Annotated in this window: 19 protein-coding genes and 1 pseudogene; 7 read left to right on the top strand and 13 right to left on the bottom strand. The window is 49.8% G+C overall.

Annotated elements, in window-relative coordinates; all coding sequences use genetic code 11:
* Positions 1-119 precede the first annotated feature (119 nt).
* Positions 120-491 (top strand): CidA/LrgA family protein, encoded by a 372-nt coding sequence (locus QD47_RS00890; RefSeq protein ID WP_025683925.1) that lies wholly within the window; start codon positions 120-122, stop codon positions 489-491.
* On the top strand, positions 488-1,165 hold the full coding sequence (locus QD47_RS00885) for a CidB/LrgB family autolysis modulator (RefSeq protein WP_044644328.1): 678 nt from the start codon (positions 488-490) through the stop codon (positions 1,163-1,165). The genes QD47_RS00890 and QD47_RS00885 overlap by 4 nt, the downstream gene beginning before the upstream one ends.
* 100 nt (positions 1,166-1,265) lie before the next feature.
* Here QD47_RS00885 and QD47_RS00880 read toward each other — a convergent pair whose 3' ends face one another.
* The 3 genes from QD47_RS00880 to QD47_RS00870 form a co-directional block, all read right to left on the bottom strand.
* Positions 1,266-2,969 carry a glycerol-3-phosphate dehydrogenase/oxidase gene (locus QD47_RS00880; RefSeq protein ID WP_044644327.1) on the bottom strand — a complete coding sequence of 568 codons (1,704 nt, stop codon included), beginning with the start codon at positions 2,967-2,969 and terminating at the stop codon, positions 1,266-1,268.
* Positions 2,970-3,159: 190 nt separating this feature from the next.
* Positions 3,160-3,717 (bottom strand): glycerol-3-phosphate responsive antiterminator, encoded by a 558-nt coding sequence (locus QD47_RS00875; protein WP_044644326.1) that lies wholly within the window; start codon positions 3,715-3,717, stop codon positions 3,160-3,162.
* A gap of 202 nt (positions 3,718-3,919) precedes the next feature.
* Positions 3,920-4,873, bottom strand: coding sequence for an alpha/beta hydrolase (locus QD47_RS00870; RefSeq protein ID WP_044644325.1), 954 nt, complete (start codon positions 4,871-4,873; stop codon positions 3,920-3,922).
* A gap of 256 nt (positions 4,874-5,129) precedes the next feature.
* Here QD47_RS00870 and QD47_RS00865 point away from each other — a divergent pair, with 256 nt between their 5' ends.
* On the top strand, positions 5,130-5,765 hold the full coding sequence (locus tag QD47_RS00865; protein ID WP_044644324.1) for an NAD(P)-dependent oxidoreductase: 636 nt from the start codon (positions 5,130-5,132) through the stop codon (positions 5,763-5,765).
* A gap of 174 nt (positions 5,766-5,939) precedes the next feature.
* Here QD47_RS00865 and QD47_RS00860 read toward each other — a convergent pair whose 3' ends face one another.
* The 8 genes and pseudogenes from QD47_RS00860 to kduI all read right to left on the bottom strand — a co-directional run bounded on the left by QD47_RS00860 (position 5,940) and on the right by kduI (position 14,476).
* Positions 5,940-7,106, bottom strand: coding sequence for a cation:proton antiporter (locus tag QD47_RS00860; RefSeq protein ID WP_044644323.1), 1,167 nt, complete (start codon positions 7,104-7,106; stop codon positions 5,940-5,942).
* 275 nt (positions 7,107-7,381) lie between these two features.
* Positions 7,382-7,969: a GNAT family N-acetyltransferase gene (locus QD47_RS00855; RefSeq protein ID WP_200893375.1), complete on the bottom strand. Its 588-nt coding sequence runs from the start codon at positions 7,967-7,969 to the stop codon at positions 7,382-7,384.
* A gap of 49 nt (positions 7,970-8,018) precedes the next feature.
* Positions 8,019-9,382 (bottom strand): annotated as a pseudogene (locus QD47_RS00850) (MFS transporter).
* 93 nt (positions 9,383-9,475) lie between these two features.
* A complete protein-coding gene (locus QD47_RS00845; RefSeq protein WP_044644322.1) occupies positions 9,476-10,627 on the bottom strand; it encodes a winged helix-turn-helix domain-containing protein in 1,152 nt (383 codons plus the stop codon).
* Entirely contained in the window at positions 10,608-11,846 is a 1,239-nt protein-coding gene (locus QD47_RS00840) for a CynX/NimT family MFS transporter (protein ID WP_044644321.1), read from the bottom strand. The genes QD47_RS00845 and QD47_RS00840 overlap by 20 nt, the downstream gene beginning before the upstream one ends.
* A gap of 252 nt (positions 11,847-12,098) precedes the next feature.
* On the bottom strand, positions 12,099-12,875 hold the full coding sequence (gene kduD / locus QD47_RS00835; protein ID WP_044644320.1) for a 2-dehydro-3-deoxy-D-gluconate 5-dehydrogenase KduD: 777 nt from the start codon (positions 12,873-12,875) through the stop codon (positions 12,099-12,101).
* Positions 12,876-12,925: 50 nt separating this feature from the next.
* Positions 12,926-13,570: a bifunctional 2-keto-4-hydroxyglutarate aldolase/2-keto-3-deoxy-6-phosphogluconate aldolase gene (locus QD47_RS00830; protein WP_044644319.1), complete on the bottom strand. Its 645-nt coding sequence runs from the start codon at positions 13,568-13,570 to the stop codon at positions 12,926-12,928.
* Positions 13,571-13,645: 75 nt separating this feature from the next.
* Entirely contained in the window at positions 13,646-14,476 is an 831-nt protein-coding gene (kduI, locus tag QD47_RS00825) for a 5-dehydro-4-deoxy-D-glucuronate isomerase (protein WP_044644318.1), read from the bottom strand.
* A 340-nt stretch (positions 14,477-14,816) separates the two neighbouring features.
* Here kduI and QD47_RS00820 point away from each other — a divergent pair, with 340 nt between their 5' ends.
* A complete protein-coding gene (locus QD47_RS00820; protein WP_044644317.1) occupies positions 14,817-15,773 on the top strand; it encodes a sugar kinase in 957 nt (318 codons plus the stop codon).
* A 189-nt stretch (positions 15,774-15,962) separates the two neighbouring features.
* On the opposite strand, the gene QD47_RS00815 is transcribed toward QD47_RS00820, so the two are convergent.
* Both QD47_RS00815 and QD47_RS00810 read right to left on the bottom strand, forming a co-directional pair.
* Complete coding sequence (locus QD47_RS00815; protein ID WP_044644316.1) at positions 15,963-16,976, bottom strand: LacI family DNA-binding transcriptional regulator; 1,014 nt, start codon at positions 16,974-16,976, stop codon at positions 15,963-15,965.
* Positions 16,977-17,293: 317 nt separating this feature from the next.
* Complete coding sequence (locus QD47_RS00810) at positions 17,294-18,703, bottom strand: MATE family efflux transporter (RefSeq protein ID WP_044644315.1); 1,410 nt, start codon at positions 18,701-18,703, stop codon at positions 17,294-17,296.
* Between the two features lie 303 nt (positions 18,704-19,006).
* On the opposite strand from QD47_RS00810, the gene QD47_RS00805 reads away from it, so the two are divergent.
* The 3 genes from QD47_RS00805 (at position 19,007) to QD47_RS00795 (ending at position 22,535) form a co-directional block, all read left to right on the top strand.
* Positions 19,007-20,014, top strand: coding sequence for an acrylyl-CoA reductase family protein (locus QD47_RS00805; RefSeq protein WP_044644314.1), 1,008 nt, complete (start codon positions 19,007-19,009; stop codon positions 20,012-20,014).
* Between the two features lie 315 nt (positions 20,015-20,329).
* Entirely contained in the window at positions 20,330-20,881 is a 552-nt protein-coding gene (locus tag QD47_RS00800) for an RNA polymerase sigma factor (protein WP_044644313.1), read from the top strand.
* The gene (locus QD47_RS00795; RefSeq protein WP_044644312.1) at positions 20,850-22,535 is read left to right on the top strand and encodes a DUF4179 domain-containing protein; all 1,686 of its coding nucleotides are present in this window, start codon (positions 20,850-20,852) and stop codon (positions 22,533-22,535) included. Before QD47_RS00800 ends, QD47_RS00795 begins: the two co-directional genes overlap by 32 nt.
* The last annotated feature ends 45 nt before the right edge of the window (positions 22,536-22,580 follow it).

Raw genomic sequence — 22,580 nt, 5'->3', positions numbered from 1 at the left:
TCCATAGACAAACGGAATACATCGTATTCTTTATATGCATTTTACTCATGAAAGCTTGTGATGTAAAATTTCATTACAGTTTGAAAAATAACGGAACTCATAGATAGGAGCCATTATATATGAAAAGCTTCATACGCGGTGTCCTCCAGATCGCCGTCCTGATGGCCTTTTCGCTCATCCTGAACGCGATGGTCTCCTGGCTCCACCTGCCTGTACCCGGTAGCATTATCGGCATGCTGATTCTCTTTATTCTGCTACAAACGGGCGTGATCCGCCTAAGCTGGATTGAGATCGGCGCAAACTGGCTGCTGGCCGAACTGCTATTATTCTTTATTCCCTCCGCTGTCGGCGTTATGAATTATTGGCCGATGCTGGAGCACGATGGTATGAGCATTATGCTGGTCGTACTGCTTGGTACCTTTCTCGTGATGGCCTGCACGGGCATGATCGCCAGTCTGCTCGGCAAACGAAAGGAGCACAAATCATCATGATCGGTCTTCTATGTATTATACTGACGCTCGCTATTTACTGGATGGCCAAACGCATGTACCGCACGCTCCCCAAGGTGTATTTGTCTCCACTACTCATTACACCGATCATTATTATTTTAATTTTGACGCTTTCGGGTATAAATTACCGTTCCTATAATTCGGGTGCCCATTTGCTCTCCATGCTGCTCCAACCAGCCACGATTGCATTTGCCGTCCCTTTGTACCGATATTTCCCTGTGCTGAAAAAACATGCGACCCAAATCGTGCTTAGCGTGCTGTCCGGTTCAGTCGTAGCCGTAGTATCCTCCATGGTACTCGCCAAATGGATGCATCTGGATTCCTCGCTGATGAGCAGCCTGATTCCTCGCTCCATTACGACACCGATTGCCATGAATGTTTCACAAACGATTGGCGGTAATCCGACAGTCACGGCTGTGTTCGTTATTTTAACCGGATTGAGCGGTCTCATTATCGGTCCGATGATCGTGAAGCTGTTCCATATCGAAAATGAAGTTTCGCGCGGTGTACTGCTCGGTACCGGGGCTCATGGTACAGGTACTTCCAAAGCGTTCGAGTTCAGTTCGCTGACGGGCACTATTTCCAGCATCTCTATGGTGCTCGCCGCCCTCTTTACCTTGGCGGCTGCGCCGTTCTTGTTCCACTTGATGCTGTGAGTTCTTCATATACAAAACAAAGAACCTCCGTTCCACTAGCTGTAGTGGGACGGTGGTTCTTCGCCTATTCGGGAGCAAGGCCCCCTCATCTTTCATGCAATCAAATTGCTTTAACAGCGCCAGATTTCTCATCTGCCTCAACAGGTGTCACAGCTTCACGTAAATAAGCGTCCAGCTCTGCCGCATATTGGCGCTCTTGCGCGGCGCTCCAGCCTGCATGCTCAGACATTAGCGCAATGACGGGCTGCCTCCAGCGCTTCACCCCGTCAATCTGAAAGAACAACGCCCCGGTTCGGCGTATGAAGAAATCAGATGGTGTCACCGTCATTTCCTGCTCCATGGCATACAGGAGCGGGACACGCACTTCCACGGGCAGCGCGGATTCCGTCTCGCTGGCCTCCTTCATGCTGCGTGCCGCTATGGCAAACAGCCGCTCCACATTGGAGCCGTATCGGGTGGCCCACGCTCTAGCGGTTTCTGGCGGCAACCCGAGCGCAGCACCCGCTACCGCTTGCCCGCTCACGAAGGCTTCCCAACCGACGGAGCCGCCTACGTTGCCGCCCGAGATCGGGATGTGCCTGGTGCGGCATGCCCGGAAGGTCTGCCCGTGCAAGCGCCCCAGCTCCCGTACCACACGGTCTACAACCAGCTCGGACATTTTCCGGTAGCCTGTCAGCTTGCCACCCGCAATCGTGATCAGGCCCGAGCGGGATTCCCAAATTTCATCCTTGCGCGAAATTTCCGAAGGGCTTTTGCCGTCCTCATAAATGAGCGGCCGCACACCTGCCCAGCTTGATTCCACATCCTTGACGGTCAGCTTCACCTCAGGAAACATGCCGTTGATCGCTTGAAGTACATAGGTCCGGTCTTCGGCGGTCATTCGGGGATGGGCTGTATCCCCTTCGTATACAGTGTCGGTCGTACCCGCGTACGTTTTCCCGTCACGGGGAATGGCGAATACCATCCGTCCATCCGGTGTATCAAAATAAACGGCCTGTCTGAGCGGGAACCGCTTGGCATCGAACACCAGATGGACACCTTTGGTCAAGCGAAGTACCTTGCCTTCTTTGGACCGATCCATCTCCCGCAGCGTATCCACCCACGGTCCGGCGGCGTTAATAACCAGCGAAGCCCGGATTTCGTGAGACTGCCCCGTTACCCGATCCGTTACGCTTGTGCCGCTGATTCGTCCGTCTTCATACAGCAGCTTGTCAGCCTTGGCGTAGTTTACAGCTATAGCCCCTCGTGCAACAGCCTCCTTCATGACCTCAATCGTCAGGCGAGCATCATCCGTACGGTACTCCACATAGCTGCCGCTCCCCTTCAGTCCTTCCCTCTTCAACAAAGGCTCCCGCTCCAGCGTAGCCCGAATATCCAGCATTCGGCGGCGTTCGCTATGCTTAACCCCGGCGAGAAAATCATATACCAGCAGTCCGACAGAAGTGGTAAATGCGTTAAACGTGCCTCCCTTGTGAAACGGAAGCAGCATACGCTCCGGCGTGGTCACATGCGGGCCATTTTCGAATACAATTGCCCGCTCCTTCCCGACCTCGGCTACCATTTTAACCTCAAATTGCTTCAAATATCGAAGACCGCCATGCACCAGCTTGGTAGATCGGCTGGACGTGCCTGCCGCAAAATCCTGCATCTCGACCAGCGCTGTCTTCAAGCCGCGATCAGCGGCATCCAGCGCAATCCCTGCCCCTGTAATGCCGCCGCCAATAATTAAAATATCAAAATGCTCACGCCCCATACGCTCCAAAACAGCCGTTCTCTCCTGCGCAGCAAATCCCTGTTCTCCCATCATCTATCCCTCCAGCTTTGTATATATTCACGATGCGATCTGCCAACCCAGTCATCAAAAGATACAAAAAAAGACCACGAACATCGCTGCGGCGTATGCCGAGCGGTTCATGGTCTCTCCAAATCTCCTGACGAGTATTAACTTATCTATATCCTAGCACACACTGTACTCCGTGAAAAGGGGTTATTAGCTATTGCCTATAATGCTCGAACAGCTGTTTATTGGATGTTGTTACCGCTGTAGCTCCGGCAACGAGCGCTGCTTCCACATCCTCAGGGGTACGAATCAGTCCTCCTGCCAAGATGGGAATACCCGTGCGTTCACTGACCTCTGTAATCATGGGCGGAACAACGCCGGGCAGTACCTCGATGTAATCGGGTCGCGTTTTTTCCACCAGTGCGTAGCTTTTTTCCAGCGCAATCGTATCTAGCATGAATACCCGTTGTACAGCGAGAATCCCCTTCTTTTTGGCGGTCGCAATCACACCGGATCGGGTCGAAATAATACCAAACGGCTTAATCTCCTGACACAAATATTCAGTGGCATATTCATCATTCTTTAAGCCCTGCACCAGATCGGCATGAAGAAGCATCCGCTTGTTATGGCTCCGCGCCAACTGGTACAGGCTGCGTAGATGTGCTACGTGCGTATCCAGAAAAACCGCATACTCATAGGAGCTGTCCAAAATATCCTCCAGCTGCTTCATATGCTTAGCCGCAGGCAAAATGCGTTGTCCCTGAAATGGCATGGATATCCTCCTTATGCTGATTGTCGGTCAACTCTTTCAAATTTTATATTATCACTCTGTTCAACGAACGTGAAGCGGTTTCATCTTAGGTATGTATAAAGGCTGCCCTCCCGGCCATAAATACCTGCTGGGAAGACAGCCCTCATTCTTGGCAAACTGACGACACAACAGCCTGTTGGATTCTTGTATATTGCGCTAAACTTTAACCCTCAAAGCCTTGGCGCAGCCACGAGGTAGCCAGAGCAATCGCCCCGCGCTTGGCTGCGGTTCCCGATAACGGGTTCAGCATCACGAAGTCGTGAATGATGCCCTGAAAGCGGGCAGCGATCACATCCACCCCGGCCTCACGCAGCTTGTTCGCATAAGCTTCCCCTTCATCCCGCAGCACGTCAGCCTCGCCTGTGATGACCAATGCTGGCGGCAGCCCCTTGAGCTGTTCGGTCGTTGCCCGCAGCGGTGACGCCGTAATCTGTGCCCGTTCATTGGGATCTGTCGTGTATTGATCCCAGAACCATTGCATCCCTTCACGGCTCAGGAAATACCCTGTGGCGAATTCATGATACGATTCCGTGTCAAAAGAAGCGTCTGTCACCGGGTAGAACAACAACTGCTGTCGGATAGCAGGACCGCTTCGTTCCTTGGCAAGCAATGTTACGGCTGCGGTCATGTTACCGCCGACACTGTCTCCAGCTACCGTCAGCGTATCAGGCTTCAGCCCATGCTCGCGTCCATGCTGAGCCACCCACTGAACGACCGCGTAGATTTCCTCAATTGCCGTCGGATATCTTGCTTCAGGTGACAAGCTGTATTCCGGGAATACAACCGCTGCCTGCGCACCCACAGCCAGCTCACGGATCAGACGATCATGCGTATGGGCATTACCGAATACCCATCCTGCCCCGTGGATGTATACAATAACCGGGAGGTTCCCTGTCACCTGTTGCGGACGAACAATCCGGACCTTGACCTCCCCGCTTGGGCCGCCGGAAATAGACAAGTCTTCCACGTCTGCGGCAGGCTTGTCTGCCGGACCGGATTGGACCTCATTGACCGTTTCACGTCCCTTTTCAGGGCCCAAATCGTACAGAAACGGAGGCTTGGCGTTATCGTCTGCGAACTTCTGCGCTGTGGGTTCAAGCTGTACCTTTTTACTCATATCGGTTCACTCTTCCTTTCCTGTCTGTTGTTTTTATCCATCCAAAGTTGCTTATCTAGGCTCATTCAGCTTCACCTTATATACTTAAACGAGATCATTTCTTTTTAATCGGATGGCTTTAGGATGCCCAACACAAGGGCTTGACTTTCATTATATTTTGTAACTATAATAGTTACATATCTGAGTTCGTGAATGAACAGGGCAAACCCATGATCAAACTAGTAATCTAAATAACATTTATAGGAGGTTATTCATTATGAAAATTGCAGTTATTGGTGCAGGTGGTAAAGCAGGAGGCAACATAGTTAAAGAGGCATTGGACAGAGGGCATGAGGTAACGGCGATCGTTCGCGACTCTGCCAAAGTAACAGACAGCCGTGCGACTGTGGTACAAAAAGACGTTTTCGATCTGAAAACAGACGATCTGAAAGGCTTTGACGTTGTCGTTAACGCTTTTGCTGCTCCACTCGGTCAAGAGCATCTGCATGTAGATGCAGGTAACGTTCTGATTGAAGCACTGCGTAATGTGTCCGGTACTCGCCTGATTGTTGTGGGCGGCGCAGGCAGCCTGTTCACAGATGAGTCCCAAACCTTGTTGGTAAAAGACACGCCGGGTTTCCCGGATTTCGTATACCCAACGGCTAATAATCAAGGAAAGAACCTGGAAATTTTGCGTGGAACCAGCGATCTGAACTGGACTTTCATTAGTCCTTCTGCTGAATTTGCTCTTGGCAAACGCACCGGCTCTTATAAAATTGGCAAAGATGTGCTGCAAGTCAATTCCAAAGGCGCAAGCTATGTCAGCTATGAAGATTATGCGGTGGCTGTAATTGACGAAATCGAGAAACCACAGCATCTGAATCAACGCTTCACCGTGGTATCCGAGTCCTAATTCCTGCACTTAATCCGACATATACGTATGATAAAAAAGACCCTTCGGTCATGTCCCATATGTCATGGAAAGTCCGGTTTTGCTACAAATCGGACTTTCCATGCACACTGTGAGAATATGAACCCGCAGGGTCTTTTAGGTATAACTTAAGGATGCTGTCAATGCTGTCAGGCCTCAGCTTCCTTCTTCTGCACGGCCGGGAGACTTCTTATCGCTAAAGCATAGCTTGAGGATCGGAGGTGCAGCCAAAGTCGTCAGAATGACAGCAATAATGACGGATGTAAAATATTGCTGTGCCAGCAGACCCGTTTGCAGCCCGGTAGCTGCGATAATGAGCGCGACTTCGCCGCGAGATATCATACCAGAGCCAATCGCGAGCGAAGAACGGTTATTAAAGCCTGTCAAACGTGCCCCGATTCCGCCACCGATCAACTTCGTAACCATTGCAACCAGTGTCAAAGCAACGACAAATCCGATCTGCTGCCCTACTCCTTCGAAAGAAACATTTAATCCAATGCTGACAAAAAACACAGGGACAAAGATGGAATAAGCGATAGGCTCCACTTTTTCTTCTACGACATGCTTAAAGCTCGTTTGCGAAATGGCAATCCCGGCAGCGAAGGCTCCGATAATGCCCGCCATACCCAACATATCTGCAAAATATGCAAACCCGAAGCAGATGATCAAAGCAGCGGTAATGGTGGCCTCTGTCACCTTGAGCGGAGCCAGTATTTTCATGATCCAGGGAACCACAAACCAACCTCCCAATATAGCGACGACAAAGAAAAGAAGCTTTTTGCCGACGAGAAGCCCCAGAGATGTTCCCCCTCCTACCCCGAATACACTCATCATCACTGCAAGCAGCACTACCACCAGCACATCATCCAGCACTGCCGCACCCAAAATCGTCGAGCCTTCGCGGGTGTTAAGCTTGTTCATATCCTTTAGCACCTGCACCGTAATGCTGACGGAAGTGGCGCTCAGGACAACACCGAGAAACCATCCTTCATGTACCGAAAATCCGAAGGCTTCCCCGACTCCAAAACCGCAGATCAACGGAAGAATAATCCCCCCAACCGCTACGGCTACCGCGGGTTTCCAGTTACGACGAAGCTGTTCCAGATCCGTCTCCAGCCCGGCAATAAACATCAGCAGCAGCACTCCGATTTCAGACATATCATGAATAAGTGTGTTGTTCTGAACCCACCCCAATACCGCCGGACCGAGTACAATACCAGCAATCAGCTTCCCTAGCACCGAAGGCTGACCGAGCCTTACCGACAGATCACCAGCCACTTTAGTAAACAGCAGAATCAGCAAAAGATACAATATAAATTGCATGGCTCATATACCTCCTTTAATCATCAAATGGTAGACATCTAGTATTGATAAAATGCTAAAACTTTGCGCAAAATATGTGCTGACCTGCCCTGAACACAACAAAAAAAGGAACCTGTGTAGCTACAGATCCCCTTAAAAAAGACAAAGAGGAGCCTTGGTGACAGGCTCCTCCGGTAATTCATTGTCATTTTATGTTGTCATTCAGTAACCTACATAGGTTCGCGCATATATGCCTTTATTATACCTTTTCATTAAACCGCTGTAAACGTTTTGAATCAGTTCTCTGCTTTTTCTACATAGCGGACACGGTATTCAGAGGACAGCATACTCATCAGAATGGAGTCATGGTATTGATGATTATAAAATAAAGCATCCCGTTGCGCGCCTTCACGTTGGAAGCCTATTTTTTCATAGCAACGGATAGCCCGTTCATTAAAATCATACACGTTCAGCTCAATTCGATGCAGATTACAGATACCGAATCCGTGATCCAGCATTAGCACAAGCGCCTCAGTGCCGTAGCCTTTTCCCTGATTCTCCTGTTCATTAATGGCAATGCGGATGTTGGCACTGCGGTTCAGGCTGTCCATATCCTGAAGAGCAATGTCACCGATGATACGGTCATCTTCCTGAAGGGCAATGAGTAGCAGCAAGCTGGAGGTATCCTGCCCTTTGGATTCAATATAACGCCCAATTTGATCCTTGGTAAAGCTGCGCTGCGTACCCGTCATCCTCCTCACGTCCTGATCAAACAACGTATTATAGTACAGTTCGGTGTCCTCCACGTGAATCGGACGCAGATACACCCGCGATCCCTCCAGTAACCGCGCCACAGACGTTGTGGACGAAGATTTTTGAGTCATAATCATCCTCCTATTCTAAAAATGTGCAGTTACGAAATTTGGAAACCAACTACTGTGCAGGGTCTGCATTTTTGACAGCAGAATTGTTAAAATCAGCAGGTGACTCACGCCAAATGACGGATTGAAGCATGAGTCCGACTAAACCCAAAGCCCCAATCGTCACTCCAATCCAGACAAAGGTAGTGCCTGGTCCGGCCATACGAATCATTACACCCCCGATAAGCGGTGAGACGATCATGATCGCTCCGGTCACGGTACTTTGGATACCGAAGACGCGCCCCACCATATCGGCCGGTGTTCGGGCTTGCAATATGTATTCTGGGTGATGATGTACAGGCCGTTTCCCACGCCTAGCATGGCCCCAATCATAAGCAGTACGGGTAATCCTGTCCCCGGTTGCGCCCAGCCTAAAGCAGCAATAGCTCCACCAACCAGCACATAACCTCCACCGAGCCCCCAGCCTGCGCTTATGCGATTCAAGCGATTAAGCACAAGCATGCATCCGACGGCGCCAGCGCCTATGGCTGAAACCAGCCAGCCGAGCAGCGATTCGTTACCCGGGGCGAGCACTCGCAGCAGTGTCGGAAACTGGTAGTCAATCATGAGAATGGCGATCATGCCGAAAAGTCCGAACACAAGCGTATGCAAAAGCATTCGGCTGCGCCATAGGAACGCCCAGCCCTCGCGCCATTGGCTGAAAAAATGGGACGCTCCGACGCGCTCCTTCCGATGCTCGGCTTCATCGGCCTCAGCCTCGCTTGGCGAATCCGGCTTTCCTTGCAGCACAGCAATAGTCGCTTGCTGCTCTATGCTGACGAGGGCGGGGCCGATTCCGCGCAGCGGCCACAGCACCAGGCCGGAGCACAGGCGCAGCAGCGCATTAAGGATAATGCACGCTTGGGGCGACAGCACAGTCAAGGTCATGGCGCCCAACAATGGCCCTGCCACTTTGGAAGCCTGATTGACCAGCCCATTCAGCGAGGTCGCCCGAAACAGGTCGCCGCTGGCGACTACAGTGCGGGTCAAGCCTTGCTGTGATGGCATTTGGAACACGCCAGCTGCCGCACGCAGAGCCAACAGAGGCAACAGCCACGCTGGCCCCGGAACAGCGAGAATCGCCAGCGTCAACAAGGCAATAACTGCATCGCAGACGATCATCAGCCGGGCCTTATGCACCCGGTCGGCTAACGTGCCCGCGATAGAGCCGAGCAGCAGACCCGGCAGCGCCATCACTACCGGAATCAGCGCAATCAGCATGGGGTCGGCCTCCCAGCGGTAAGCGACGAGCACCTGAATGGCGATGGCATCAAACCAATCGCCAAAGGAAGCAGCCGTGTGCGCCGCAAACATCCGCCGAAAACGGCCGTTGCGCCAAATGCTGGGCGTGGATTCTGATTCTTTTTTTTCCTTCATTTCTATTCACCCTGCTCTCATTTTCTGCATTATTAGCAATAAGAACATTCTAGCGGGCCTATATCAGAGGAAAATCAGACAGCGAGAAACATGTCAGACCGCAGAAAGTGTTTGTTCCAACCAACGCCTTAGTGCCAAACGATGCATCGTTAAGCCATTGTCCCGATCAAGTCGTTCATATTGAGTAGCATATTTCTCTTCCAACGCAGGAAAAGCACCATAACGCTTCAAAAAGCCGCGGATTTGACAGACTGCCTTGATTTTAAGCAGCTCCTGTTTAGCCATATCAAGCGTGTTCAGCCCCTCATCCAGTAACCGCTCGGCCTCGTTCACTCCCCCGGTAAGCAGGAGCATGAATCCCTGCATCATCCGATAACGCCCCAGCTCCCGCAAATACGGAGCCTCAGATAGCATCCCTTCCAATCGAACGGATAGTACCCTAGCCTCCTCCATACGGTTGGCGGCCAGATGCATGTACATCTCCATCAGCGCAACAGGCATCACAAATTTGTCCAGCTCATCCCGCTCCATCACTGCAAAAGTCAGCGGAAGTCTCTCCAGTGCGCGTTCAGGTTGTCCATTCTCCACATAAGCCTCCAGGATGTTGAGAATACGCAATTCCCGCTCCTGCTCGGCGGATAGTAATCCACTGGAAAGCACCTGCTCACATAGAGCAAGCTTCTGATCCGTTACCCCTGCTGTACCTATATATAGTAATAACATCCAGTACAGTCTATCTTTAGGAGCGAAGTCCTCCCGTTCCAAAAACCACAATATATCAGCCTGCACAAACCGGGTATACATCTGATAAAAAGGAGACAATTCGAATCCCATCTGCTCCTGCTGAGCAGCCAGCGCCACGATGGAATTGCCCTGTCCCAGCAATTGATATTTTCGAAACAGTCCGTGGACAGCGTCTTGTACCTCCTGATCGCGCAGGGACGGATGATTCTGTCGTTGCACGCCAGTAAGGGTCAAGCTGTAGCCATACCCCCGGACCGTATGAATACGAAGAGCATTCCATGGCTTGAGCTTTTTGCGCAATCTGTAGATATGATCATCCACCGTGCGCTCCACCGGATACTCCAGCGGCCACACACGATCCAGCAGTTGTTCCCGGGTGAACACCTGATTCCGGTTATCGTATAGGAAGCGCAGTAGCGCAAACTCTTTAGCCAACAACATAACACGATCTGCACTACAGATTACACTATAACCGTCTGCATCAAATTGTAGCCTGATCATCCACCTCGCCTCCGACATATCGTTTCTTGGCTGCACCGAGCCCTGTAAGCAGAAGCAATACGCTCAGGCACAAAAGCAGCAGCAGCGGAATGGTCCAACCCTGTGTAGCATCATGCAAATAGCCAAACAGTGTCGGCCCCGTCGCCGCCAACAAATAACCAAAGGATTGCGCCATACCGGACAACTCCGCTGCCTGCTGCGGTGTTCGGGTCCGTAAATTAAAGAACATCATCACGAGTGGAAAAGCAAAACCACCCGCTGTACCCATGCAAATCACCCAAATCACACTCCACTGCGTAGCCCCCAGCAAAAATCCACCCAAGCCAACAAAATACAGCGCAGTCATGATCAGAACCAATATTCGCTGATCTTTCACCCGTGCAGCCCAAATAGGTACAATAAAAGTAAACGGCATTTGCGAGAACATCATAACGGACAGCATCCATCCCGCAGTCTCCGAATCCATACCCTGTCCGACCATCATCTCGGGAAACCATGCGGCAGGGACGTAGAACAAGGCAGATTGCAACCCCATAAACAACGTCACCTTCCAGGCCAAAGACGATTTATACACACTCACAGTTCGGGCGGACACCGCCGCTTTATTGACTGTTTTGCGCGCCTTGAGAAGCTGGGGAACCCAGAGTAAAATACCCACCACACCCACAATGCTCCATATTCCCAAAGAACCGCGCCAGCCCATACCTCCGCTCAGAGCCAACGGTACGCTCAATCCGGATGCCGTTGCAGCAACCACGTTCATAGAGACTGAATACACCCCGGTCATCAGTCCGCTGTTGCGGGGGAACTCTTCCTTGATTAGACTGGGCAGCAAAACATTACACACTGCAATAGCCAGCCCCAGCATGGCCGTCCCGGCAAATAATGCAGTCACTCCCAACGTAGAGCGCACTACAATACCTGCGGTCAAGAGCAGTAATGCCCCAAAAATGACACGGGCGGACCCGAAGCGGCGCGACAGATTAGCTACAAAAGGCGACAACAGTGCAAAAGCAAGCAGCGGTAATGTGGTTAACAAGCCGCTCAGTGTATTCGAAATATGCAAGGAATCCTTAATCATGCCGACAAGTGGCCCTACCGAAGTAATAGAGGCACGTAAATTTGCACCTACCAAAATTACCCCTGCACCAAGCACCCATGGACCGGCATGCCACAAGGATTTGTATACCAAAGCTCTTTGGTGTTGCTGTGAATTCATCTCTCCATTCTCCAATCCTTCTGTGTTATGCTCAAAGGCTCCAACCGAGTGTACGGCTGGAGCCTGAGCAATTTCTATCTCATTAAATTATAATGGCATTTATGCCATATGCATAGGACGGATAAGCGTAGCACTCCAAATCTTCAATTCAGCGATAACCACAGCTACAGCCAAACAAACAAAAGCTGCCCAAAAGGATGCTTTCCTTTTGAGGCAGCTTTCGGTCCATGACTTAGATGCATCCAGTGCCGCTTAACGTACCAGCCAGCCGCCATCCACTGCCAAAATATGACCGTTCATGTAATCGGAGCCCTGACTTGCGAGGAAAACAACTACCCCCATCAAATCGGACGGATCACCCCAGCGTCCCGCAGGAATACGCGACAAGATTTCCTGATTGCGGCTCTCATCCGCACGGATTGGAGCTGTGTTCGCCGTAGCAATATAACCAGGGGCAATCGCATTAATCTGAACGTTATGAACCGCCAGCTCGTTGGCAAACGCCTTGGTCAAGCCAGCCACTGCGTGCTTACTTGCTGTATACGGCGGAACGAACTTTCCACCCTGAAAAGCAAGCATGGAAGCAACATTGATAATTTTCCCGCTTTTTTGCTCAACCATCACCTTTGCTACTTCCTGACTCAGGTGATAGACAGCATTCAGGTTGATTTCCATTACCGCATCCCAATCCTCATCTTTGTACTCCAGCAAAGGAGCGCGACGAATCGTACCTGCGTTGTTTACGAGAATATCGATTTTACCGAATGCCTTAACGCCTTCTTCTACAATCTTTGTAATAGATTCTCTTTGCGTCAGATCCGCCTCATGAAAGACAACCTTCACACCTGTAGGTTCGAGCAAACGTCTTGTTTCTTCATAATCATCATTGTTGGCTACAATGAACAGGTCAGCGCCCGCTTTGGCTAGAGCTACTGAATAGCCCTGACCCAAACCACTGTTGCCTCCCGTTACAATAGCCGTTTTACCTTTCAGACTGAAAAAATCCAATGAAAAATTGTCCAGACCCATGTCCACGCCTCCATCATATTTTAGTTTAAAATATATACCTCTACTGAATCCTACAGCGCTGCACGAACTTCCTTATATTTAGCCACATAACGCGCAGCGTTCTCTGTGATCAGATCGTAGCGACCATCCTTGGCCGGAGCCGTCAGGTTTCCCCCGATGCCCACTGCGACACTTCCGTTGCGCAGCCATGTTTCCATGTTATCCAGATCGACGCCGCCCGTTGGCATAATTTGCACATGAGGCATTGGCCCTTTGACCGCCTTGACAAAATCCGCACCCATGGCACTACCAGGGAACAGCTTCACGACATCACTGCCCAGCTTCATCGCTTCCTTAATTTCATTCAGCGTCATGCAACCGGGCATATAGGGAATCGCGTACAAATTACACAGCTTCGCCGTTTCTTCTTCAAAAGAAGGACTCACCACGAACTCTGCTCCAGCCAAAATAGCAATTCTCGCTGTCAGCGGCTCTAGTACGGTTCCCGCACCAATAACAGCCCGGTTCTTAAATTCGTCTCTCAATCTGCGAATCACCTGATCCGCATCCGGCGTGGTAAACGTAAGCTCAATATTGTCCAAACCGCCTTCAATACAGGCTTTGGACATTTGGTACGCTTCCTCCGCTGTGTTTCCCCGAATGACTGCGACAACACCAACCGAAGTGATATGCTCTAAAACTTTCTTTTTCGTCATGTTCCTGATCCTTTCCACGAATGGGATGGCTATATTCCATTAGCCGCTTGCAGTACCCCGCTCCAATATACCGGATTAACGCAGCTCGCTCATGGCTACCTGATCCATGTCTTTGTAAGTTTTATTTTCGCCGGCCATGCCCCAAATGAAGGTGTAGCTGCCAGTAGCCGCACCACAGTGAATAGACCAAGGTGGCGAAATAACCGCTTCATCATTCTTCATCACCAGATGGCGCGTCTCATTCGGCTCACCCATCATGTGGAACATTCTGGCGTTCTCATCCAGCTCAAAGTAGAAATACACTTCCATACGACGATCATGGACATGTGTCGGCATGGAGTTCCATACGCTTCCGTTTTCCAGTGTCGTCATCCCCATAACCAGCTGACAGCTCTGAATGCCTTCATCATGGATAAAGCGGCGCAAGGTGCGGTTATTGGCTGTTTCCTGCGCGCCCAGACTTTCAGACGGCACATCGGCAAAAGACTGCTTCGTTGTCGGATACGTGGTATGAGCCAGCGCCGACACAATGTAAAATTTTGCAGGTTTCGAGCTGGAATCGCTTTCAAAGATCAACTCCTTGCCCCCTCTGCCTACGTAGAGACAGTCTTTCGTGTTCAACTCGTAGGTTTCACCGTCTACCTTTACAGTACCGCTGCCGCCAACATTAAAAATACCCAGTTCCCGGCGCTCCAAAAAGGTTTCCGCCTTGATTTGATCGCTGCCTTCCAGCGCAACGGATTTATTCACGGGATGAATGCCCCCGATAATGACACGATCTTCATGCGTATAAACCAGCTTAACTTCCTCAGGCACAAACAGTTCCTGTATCAAATAGTGCTGACGCAGTTCTTCAGTCGTAAAATGCTTGGCATGTTCGGGATGAGTTGAATAACGCATTTCCATAAAAACATTCCTCCTGTTTAGATAAACTTTTTTATCAATGGAATTGTTATAAAAGCGGTTTCTAACTCTACTTCTTAGCTAGAATTGTAATAATTATCTATGGGGGTGTCAACCCAATTCTTCACTATTCCTTGAAAAAACCTTAATATTCGCGAACTTTTACACTCTTTTTACCTTTTGATAAACAAAATCATATTTATTTATCTACATTATCCAAAAAGTTTTTAACAAATATATCAACTTCCTCATTGTGAAAAACCGATTTATGTGATAATTTCAATTTATTCAATTGGTGCATACGCTTACAGATTTAGTTTACTAAACAAAGGAGGAATTTAGAATGACCGCAACATTGGATGCTGTTACCTTCGGAGAACCGATGGCCATGTTTTACGCCAATGAGGCAGGCTCTCTGGATGAGGTGCGTTCGTTCACCAAAGCGCTGGCCGGGGCGGAGACGAATGTTTCGGCCGGTTTGGCGCGGTTGGGACTACGAGCGGGGCTCGTGACCAAATTAGGCGAGGATGCATTCGGCAGGTTCATTGCCGGGGCACTGCGTCAGGAGGGGATCGACACCCAGAACGTCATGTTTACCAAAGACCACTCTACCGGGATGCTGATTAAATCCAAAGTCACAAGCGGAGATCCGGAGGTCGAGTATTTTCGCAGACACTCTGCCGCTTCCACATTAAGCATCGCCGATTTTAACGAGGCATACTTTGCCGGGGCACGCCATCTGCACTTTACAGGTATTTCTGTCGCCCTTTCTCCCGAATGTCGTGACTTCGCCCGACATGCGCGGCAGTTTATGAAAAAGGCAGGAAAAACCGTATCCTTCGATCCGAACCTCAGACCCAAGTTATGGCCTGATACGCAAACGATGGTAGAGGCTATTAACGAGGCATCTGAGGGCTGCGACTGGCTTCTGCCAGGCATTCATGAAGGTAAAATATTGACAGGCTACACCTCACCTGAGGATATCGCTTCCTTCTACCTTGACCGTGGTACTTCGCTGGTCATCATCAAGCTGGGGACAGAAGGAGCGTATTACAAATCCGCCGATGCAGAAGGATATGTGAAACGCTTCCGAGTGGAGCATGTCGTCGATACCGTTGGGGCGGGCGACGGCTTTGCCGCTGGCGTCATCAGCGCACTGCTGGAGGGCTTGCCCCTGGCCGAAGCGGTCAAACGCGGCAACGCCCTCGGCGCACTGGCTGTCATGTCAGCCGGAGACATGGACGGCTATCCTACGCGATCCGAGCTGGAGTCCTTTTTGCTCAGCGCCAGCACGAATTAGGCAGGTTTCTTACCCCTGCCTTTTCCTTCAGCGCTGGTTCCACAAGCTCAACAAGGGTGAGTTAGGAAGCTTCGGAGATAACTCAAATAACCCGTATTCACTTATGCGCGGCCTGAGCAAGTATATGCAGGCTTATAACGCAGACAGGAATACGGGTTATTTTTTTATGATGTGATATTAGAAGTTCACCTACAACGTTTTGACGGATTCACCCCGGTTTAAATCAGGCACAAAGCGGTAAATGATCGGAACCGATTCGCCGCCCTCCTCGATGCTGGACAACAGAGTCTTTGCAGCCTGCTTTCCCATATCCGCAATCGGCTGCGTAATGGTCGTAATCGGCGGATTGTAAATATGGGCAAACTCTGCATCGTCAATTCCGATAATGGACAGCTCGGCCGGAATGCGTTTACGTCGGGCATTCACATATTTCAGCACCTCTGCCAGCACGATATCGTTCCCGGCCAACAGCGCAGTCGGCGGCTCTGGCAACTGAAATAGCTCCTCCAGCGTCTGCTGAATATCCTCCTTCGACACACTGCGCATGTACTCTTCCCGAAAGGGCAAGCCACGCTCTTCCAGCGCCTTTTTGTACCCGCTCAACCGCTCTACCCTTGGAGTAATCCGGTTCAGTCCCAGCGGCAGGGTAATCAGCGCGATCCGTTCATGCTTATGGGCCACCAGCTCCTGAATCGCCAGCTTGACCGCCATTTCGTTATCCAGCAACAGGCTGCGCGTGTTCACACCGTCTACCAGACGATCCAAAAACACCAACGGGTACTTTTCACGAATGAGCTGGTTGTAAATATCCGCATGCTTGCCTGTCGGGAAAATAATCAATCCGTCCACCTGACGAGCCTTGAGCATCTCAATATACTGGCTCTCCTTGTCCGGGTTTTCGTCGGCGTTACAGATGATTACCTGAATGCCAAAACGCTGCAATTCCTCCTCAATAGCCCGAATGGACTGGATCGACAGCGTGTAATCAATGTTGGCTACAATGACACCCACCATAAACGTCCGGTTCTGTTTTAAACTGCGGGCCAGCCCGTTGGGCTGATAATTTAATTCCCGAATGACCTCGGCAATCCGGTCTCTGGTCTGGTCGCTCATGTATTTATATCGTTTGTTCAGAAACTGCGAGACGGTGCTTTTAGACACTCCCGCCTTCTGGGCAACATCTTCAATCGTCGGTTTCTTCATGGATACGCTCCTTGTCCTTCATGTACTGCATGCACTGCATTAGTGCAACAAAAGTATATCTTTTTTTTAGTAAATTTACCATACTTCCATTTGAGTATTTTGCATAAATCCCAAAAGCGATTTTAAATCAGCAATATATAGATCGAAAAGGTTTAGTTCGTCTATATATTGTACTTTCGAGCGTTGGGAATCGAATTATGCAAAATGCTGATTTATGAATGCCATTATTAACTGGTATTTTCTCTCCATACAGCAAAAAGAGGCAGTTCAAGATGCTCTCTTGAACTACCTCCACATAATCATAAATGATCCTCGAATCAGTGTACCGGAATTGGGGTTGCTGGCTGATCTGGTGTATCGTGCTCCACCAGCGCATGCTTTTCCCACAAACGGCTTCTCCAGCGGGCATACATAATGAAGGCACGAGTCCATTCATCTGCGGCAATCGCCAACCACACACCAGCAAGTCCCATATCCAGCTTGAACACAAGCAGATAACCGAGTGGCAAGCTCATGCAGACCATGGAGATCAGTCCTATAAAGACCGGGAACTTGGCATCTCCAGCAGCACGCAACGAGTTAATAATAACGATATTCGTCGTCCGACCGGTTTCCAACAGAATGCTAAGTAAAATCACCTGCGCTCCCAAGCGAATAATCTCAGGGTTTTCGGTGAACAGGCTGAGCAATGGCACGCGGAAAAAGATAATAATCACATCAATAATCACAGTCACCAGAAGCGCCCATTTTACACTACTCATTACACGTTTATAAGCTGTATCCTTCTGTCTCGCTCCGACCAGCCTTCCGACCACGATGGCTGTACCCATGCCGACCGCCATACTGAACAAGTAGATATAGCTCGAAATGTTATTGGCATATTGACGGGTTGCCATCGCTTCTGCACCCAGATAGGTCACGTACAGTGTAAAGATGAGCTGACACGACTGATACATGATGGACTCCAGCGCGGATGGTACACCAATGCGCAAAATTTTAGCGATAAACTTTTTGGATAATTGAACGTAATATTTCCATTCGACACGTACCTCGGTTACGCGGTACATCAGCCAGAAGAAGATCAAGAGACAAATAAAGCGGCTTCCTACCGTAGAAATAGCTGCCCCCTCTACGCCGAGCGCAGGCATTCCCCAATGTCCGAAAATCAAAACATAGTTACCGACCACGTGGATCACGTTCATCAGCATGGATACATACATCGTTTCCTTGGTAAAACCATGTGTACGAATCGTCGCCGCCAGCGCGTTGATCAATGCCTGAAGGAAAATGGCACCCCCGACGATACTCATATAGGATTCTGCATAAACCAGAATATCTCCCTGGACGTTAAGCCATTGCAGCATATGAGTACCAAATACAAGAAAAATCACGCTAAGCAAAAGACCTACCATCAAATTCAAGGTAATGGCCGTACCCGTAACCTGGGCCGCTTCGACAAGCTTCTTAGAACCGATATATTGAGCTACGACGATAGCAGCGCCGTTGCCGATAACCTCCAGTACAAGGATAGCAATTGAAATAATTTGGTTGGACGCGCCTACACCCGACACGGCATTATCAGATACAGAACTGATCATGAACGTATCGACGCTGCCCATCAGCATAAACAGGAACAATTCGAGGAAAATGGGCCATGTCAAATGGAACAAATTCAGTTCCTTGGCTTCGGACAATACTGACCCTTTTTTTAGTGCTCTGGTTGTCATTCATTCACCTTTCTTCATAGAATTATTTAACGAACAAAGGGTATGTTAGCACAGTCTTTCTGAAAATACATCCCGTTTGTGTAAAATGATTTGCAAAACGCGTAAGAATTCATTTATCACCTTCTTCACAACTGATTATCGAACTTTATTGAAACGCAGAAGGGTATAATAGAATATGGGCCTGTGAGCATTGCCGCTGACAGGCTGCGCGGATGGTTGTATACTGCTTATGCACGATTTGTGAAGTATACTAAAATGTTCCGCCATCAAAGGCTTATATTGCAATAAAGGAGGCTTTTACAAATGACTCAATCATTTCAAGCCCTTGTCGTTGATCAGACGCAGGACGGTGAAGTTCAAGCAGAGGTACGCTCTCTGGAAACTGGCAGTTTACCTGCTGGAGAAGTATTGATTCGTGTCGCTTATTCCAGCATCAATTATAAAGACGGGCTTGCCGCCCGCAAGGATGGCAATATTGTCAAAGCCTATCCGTTCGTGCCCGGCATAGATTGCTCGGGAACCGTCGTCTTTTCGGAGGATAGCCGTTTCAGCGAAGGACAAGCCGTTCTCGTTACCGGATACGGATTCGGTGTGTCTCAATTCGGGGGATTCAGCGAATATGCGCGTGTGCCTGCAGACTGGGTGGTTCCTCTTCCAGACGGACTTACGCCAAGAGAAGCCATGATTTATGGGACAGCTGGCTTTACCGCGGCCCTGTCGTTACATCGGCTGGAGCAAAACGGCGTTACGCCGGATCAAGGTAAGGTGCTCGTCACCGGAGCAACGGGTGGCGTAGGCGGAGCCGCGATTGCCCTGCTGGGCAAGAGGGGCTACCATGTTGTAGCCAGTAGCGGCAAAGCCGAGGCGCACGACTACCTCAAGGCGCTCGGAGCGGCTGAGGTGATCTCGCGCGATGAGGTCTACGACGGCGCGGAGAGCATCCGGCCGCTCGGCAAGCAGCTCTGGCAAGCGGCCATTGATCCCGTAGGCGGAAAGCCGCTCGCTTCGCTGCTCAGCCAAGTCGCCTACAACGGTTCCGTTGCCGTGAGCGGTCTGACGGCAGGCACCAAGCTGCCTACCACGGTGCTGCCGTTTATCTTGCGCGGTGTCAGCCTGCTGGGCATAGACTCCGTCTTCTGCCCTTATGAAACACGCGTAGCGATCTGGAAGCGGCTCGGCAGCGACTGGAAGCCGGAACGGCTGGAGCAGCTTGTCGAGCGCGAAATCAGACTGGCTGACCTGCCAAACGCGCTGGAGGACATCCTGGCAGCCCGCTCGCAGGGCAGAACACTCGTGCGGGTGGCTGACTAAGCGGAAGTATATCCGCACGCTGTCCGTCGATGTACCTCCGCGTAAAGGACTGTTCATTCCTTCGTGTCTAGAACTTCGGAAAATATAAGAAGCCTGTAAATCTGCAGTTTTTGAGATTTACAGGCTTCTTTTGCGTTTTACCATTACATCATTAATGGATGAGCAAGCAACCTGAAAATAATGGTACAGAAAAACATGGTACATTTGAAGAAAAGCGAAATACATCGACGCAGACGTTTAATTTTCACAACAAATGAACCTTTTTGGAGCGGCAGTTGTTATACAGGTAACCTGCACAGGAAAGGAGGGCACATATTGGAGAGCAATCGAGATTTGTTTGATCTGTATCAACGGGATGTATACCGGACCTGCTACTATATGGTACATAATGCATCGGATGCAGAAGATTTAACTCAGGAAGTGTTTATCACTTTGTTTCGCAGCAATCGCGAACATATCGAACACCTAAAAGCCTGGATTATGAAAATTACAGTAAACCATTGTCTGAATTACCTTAAACGCCGAAACAGCTTGCATATGAAGGTGTCGGCTAATCCCTATTTATTCACCGGGACCGAAAGCAAGCCCGTGGACAGGCTGGTGGAGGAGCGCGAATCCGCAGAGGAATGGGCTGTTTATATGAATCGTCTTCCAGCCAAAATCCGCGCTGTGCTAACACTCCGATATATGCATGATTTTACTTTAGGGGAAATATCTGAGCTGCTGGCAATCCCAGTGGGGACTGTCAAATCAAGGACGCACAAAGGACTTCGGCTAATGGAACGAATACTGCGGGATGCAGGCGTACAGATTCCCGAGTGGGAAGGAGACAGCTATGAGCAAAACAGAAGAAACCTTGAAGCATAAACTAAATGAAGATGCGGGAGTTCCCTATCCCGATTTCGAGAACATGTGGAGCCGTATGGAACAGGCAGGGTATACTGCGCCTACCACGACGGACCATTCCGAAGCCGTTACTCCACGCCGACACAAAAATTGGCGCAAAATAACGGTTACCGCTTCTCTGAGTGCACTTCTGGTTGCAGTTCCCGTCTATGCCGCCATCCATTATAATTGGGACAATCTGTTACACGGAAGAAGCGGCATTCAGACGGCTCTAAATCAAGACCTTGGGCAACCGCTGGAGCAGTCTGTAACCAGAGACGGTGTGAAGCTAACGCTACATACAGCTATTGTCGATGAAAACCGGACCGTGATCCTGTACAGCCTGGAGGTCGGAAAACGGGCAGACAACGAGTTTTGGAATGTCAAAGGCATAACACTTAAAAACGCCACGGGGAAAAACAGTGAAGGGGAGTATAACTTTCAACAATGGGACCCGAAAAATCAACGGTACAACGGGTACTTTGAAAGTGACTGGACACCGCAGCAGGACACAGAGAACATGCGGCTGACCGTAGAACATGTAGAGCTTGACAGCATACAGGAGTTGGATTTACCGCTTGATACCCAATCTCCCAAAATACAAACTTTCACACTGGATCGTGACGGTTTACAAGATATGAAGGTGCAGGTATTTGAACAAGGGAAGGATAAACTGATGCTGTCCTCGGCGATTACCTTCGATTCGTCGATACCCAAGAGGTGGGATAATCCGCAAATCATTGCCTACAAAGGCGGAGAGCCTGTGATGTCGCAGCCTGGAGGGGCTTTTGGCAAACCCGGAGATAACGGGGAGTATACAGCACAGCAATATTTTATCCGAGAACATATACCGGAAGGGCAAATTACTTACAAGCTGCAATATGCCAAAACCGAGAAAAGTATAGATGAACCGATAAATTTTGATCTGCAATTAAGCAAAAAGCGGATGGAAAGCGGAACCATTAAAACCGTTCTGAATATTCCTTTGGAGAAAGGAAATCCGAATTTCACAATGGAACAGATGGTTGTCACACCTACGCAAATCCGTCTCACGATCAGAGGCAAGAAGAAATTCGCCGATATACCTTATCAAAAATACTTCCTTTCCGTAAACGGTAAAACGTTGGAGGGTAACAAATGGTCATCACCCAGTAGTACTCCTGATCTGACCACCATCCGTTTTGAACGACCCTCCGATCTTGTGATTACCAAGGATACACCGATTACGTTTACGGGTAAATACAAGGTTACGATCCATTCGGATGACAAAACGCCACAGCGTCTAACTGATATTTCTGAACAAAAACAGACGCTAACTACACAAATCGGCGGTTATCCTGTGAAGTGGACCTACTACAAGCAAGGGGCGGACTTGTTCGTAGAAACTGAAAGCGAGGACGCTCGTTTTGGCGGGATCAACCAGACCCATATTGGCCTAGGTAAAGAACGGATTTTGGGTAAACCGATCTCGGCTAATTTTACAGGGGACGGCAATAACAAAGCGGTGGATGTCTATAAGAATTTCAAGGGAAGCGAGGCTTCTATCTATATGTTCTTCTATACAACAGATGCCCCCGAAGCAGAGATAACTGTACCTTTACAGCCTCTGACGACCCAAAGTAAAGCATCTAAATAGTAATGCTATAAAAAGGATGTCCCATATACCTGTGTGAGCTGCGGT

Source organism: Paenibacillus terrae, assembly GCF_000943545.1.
Classification (GTDB): domain Bacteria; phylum Bacillota; class Bacilli; order Paenibacillales; family Paenibacillaceae; genus Paenibacillus; species Paenibacillus terrae_A.
This window is presented reverse-complemented; position numbering and strand designations above follow the sequence as displayed.

Bases quoted from the DNA above. Each gene is read 5' to 3' on its own strand.
- QD47_RS00890 (WP_025683925.1), top strand. From the start codon at position 120: ATGAAAAGCTTCATACGCGGTGTCCTCCAGATCGCCGTCCTGATGGCC.
- QD47_RS00885 (WP_044644328.1), top strand. From the start codon at position 488: ATGATCGGTCTTCTATGTATTATACTGACGCTCGCTATTTACTGGATG.
- QD47_RS00880 (WP_044644327.1), bottom strand. From the start codon at position 2,969: ATGGGAGAACAGGGATTTGCTGCGCAGGAGAGAACGGCTGTTTTGGAG.
- QD47_RS00875 (WP_044644326.1), bottom strand. From the start codon at position 3,717: ATGCCATTTCAGGGACAACGCATTTTGCCTGCGGCTAAGCATATGAAG.
- QD47_RS00870 (WP_044644325.1), bottom strand. From the start codon at position 4,873: ATGAGTAAAAAGGTACAGCTTGAACCCACAGCGCAGAAGTTCGCAGAC.
- QD47_RS00865 (WP_044644324.1), top strand. From the start codon at position 5,130: ATGAAAATTGCAGTTATTGGTGCAGGTGGTAAAGCAGGAGGCAACATA.
- QD47_RS00860 (WP_044644323.1), bottom strand. From the start codon at position 7,106: ATGCAATTTATATTGTATCTTTTGCTGATTCTGCTGTTTACTAAAGTG.
- QD47_RS00855 (WP_200893375.1), bottom strand. From the start codon at position 7,969: ATGACTCAAAAATCTTCGTCCACAACGTCTGTGGCGCGGTTACTGGAG.
- QD47_RS00845 (WP_044644322.1), bottom strand. From the start codon at position 10,627: ATGATCAGGCTACAATTTGATGCAGACGGTTATAGTGTAATCTGTAGT.
- QD47_RS00840 (WP_044644321.1), bottom strand. From the start codon at position 11,846: ATGAATTCACAGCAACACCAAAGAGCTTTGGTATACAAATCCTTGTGG.
- kduD (WP_044644320.1), bottom strand. From the start codon at position 12,875: ATGGGTCTGGACAATTTTTCATTGGATTTTTTCAGTCTGAAAGGTAAA.
- QD47_RS00830 (WP_044644319.1), bottom strand. From the start codon at position 13,570: ATGACGAAAAAGAAAGTTTTAGAGCATATCACTTCGGTTGGTGTTGTC.
- kduI (WP_044644318.1), bottom strand. From the start codon at position 14,476: ATGGAAATGCGTTATTCAACTCATCCCGAACATGCCAAGCATTTTACG.
- QD47_RS00820 (WP_044644317.1), top strand. From the start codon at position 14,817: ATGACCGCAACATTGGATGCTGTTACCTTCGGAGAACCGATGGCCATG.
- QD47_RS00815 (WP_044644316.1), bottom strand. From the start codon at position 16,976: ATGAAGAAACCGACGATTGAAGATGTTGCCCAGAAGGCGGGAGTGTCT.
- QD47_RS00810 (WP_044644315.1), bottom strand. From the start codon at position 18,703: ATGACAACCAGAGCACTAAAAAAAGGGTCAGTATTGTCCGAAGCCAAG.
- QD47_RS00805 (WP_044644314.1), top strand. From the start codon at position 19,007: ATGACTCAATCATTTCAAGCCCTTGTCGTTGATCAGACGCAGGACGGT.
- QD47_RS00795 (WP_044644312.1), top strand. From the start codon at position 20,850: ATGAGCAAAACAGAAGAAACCTTGAAGCATAAACTAAATGAAGATGCG.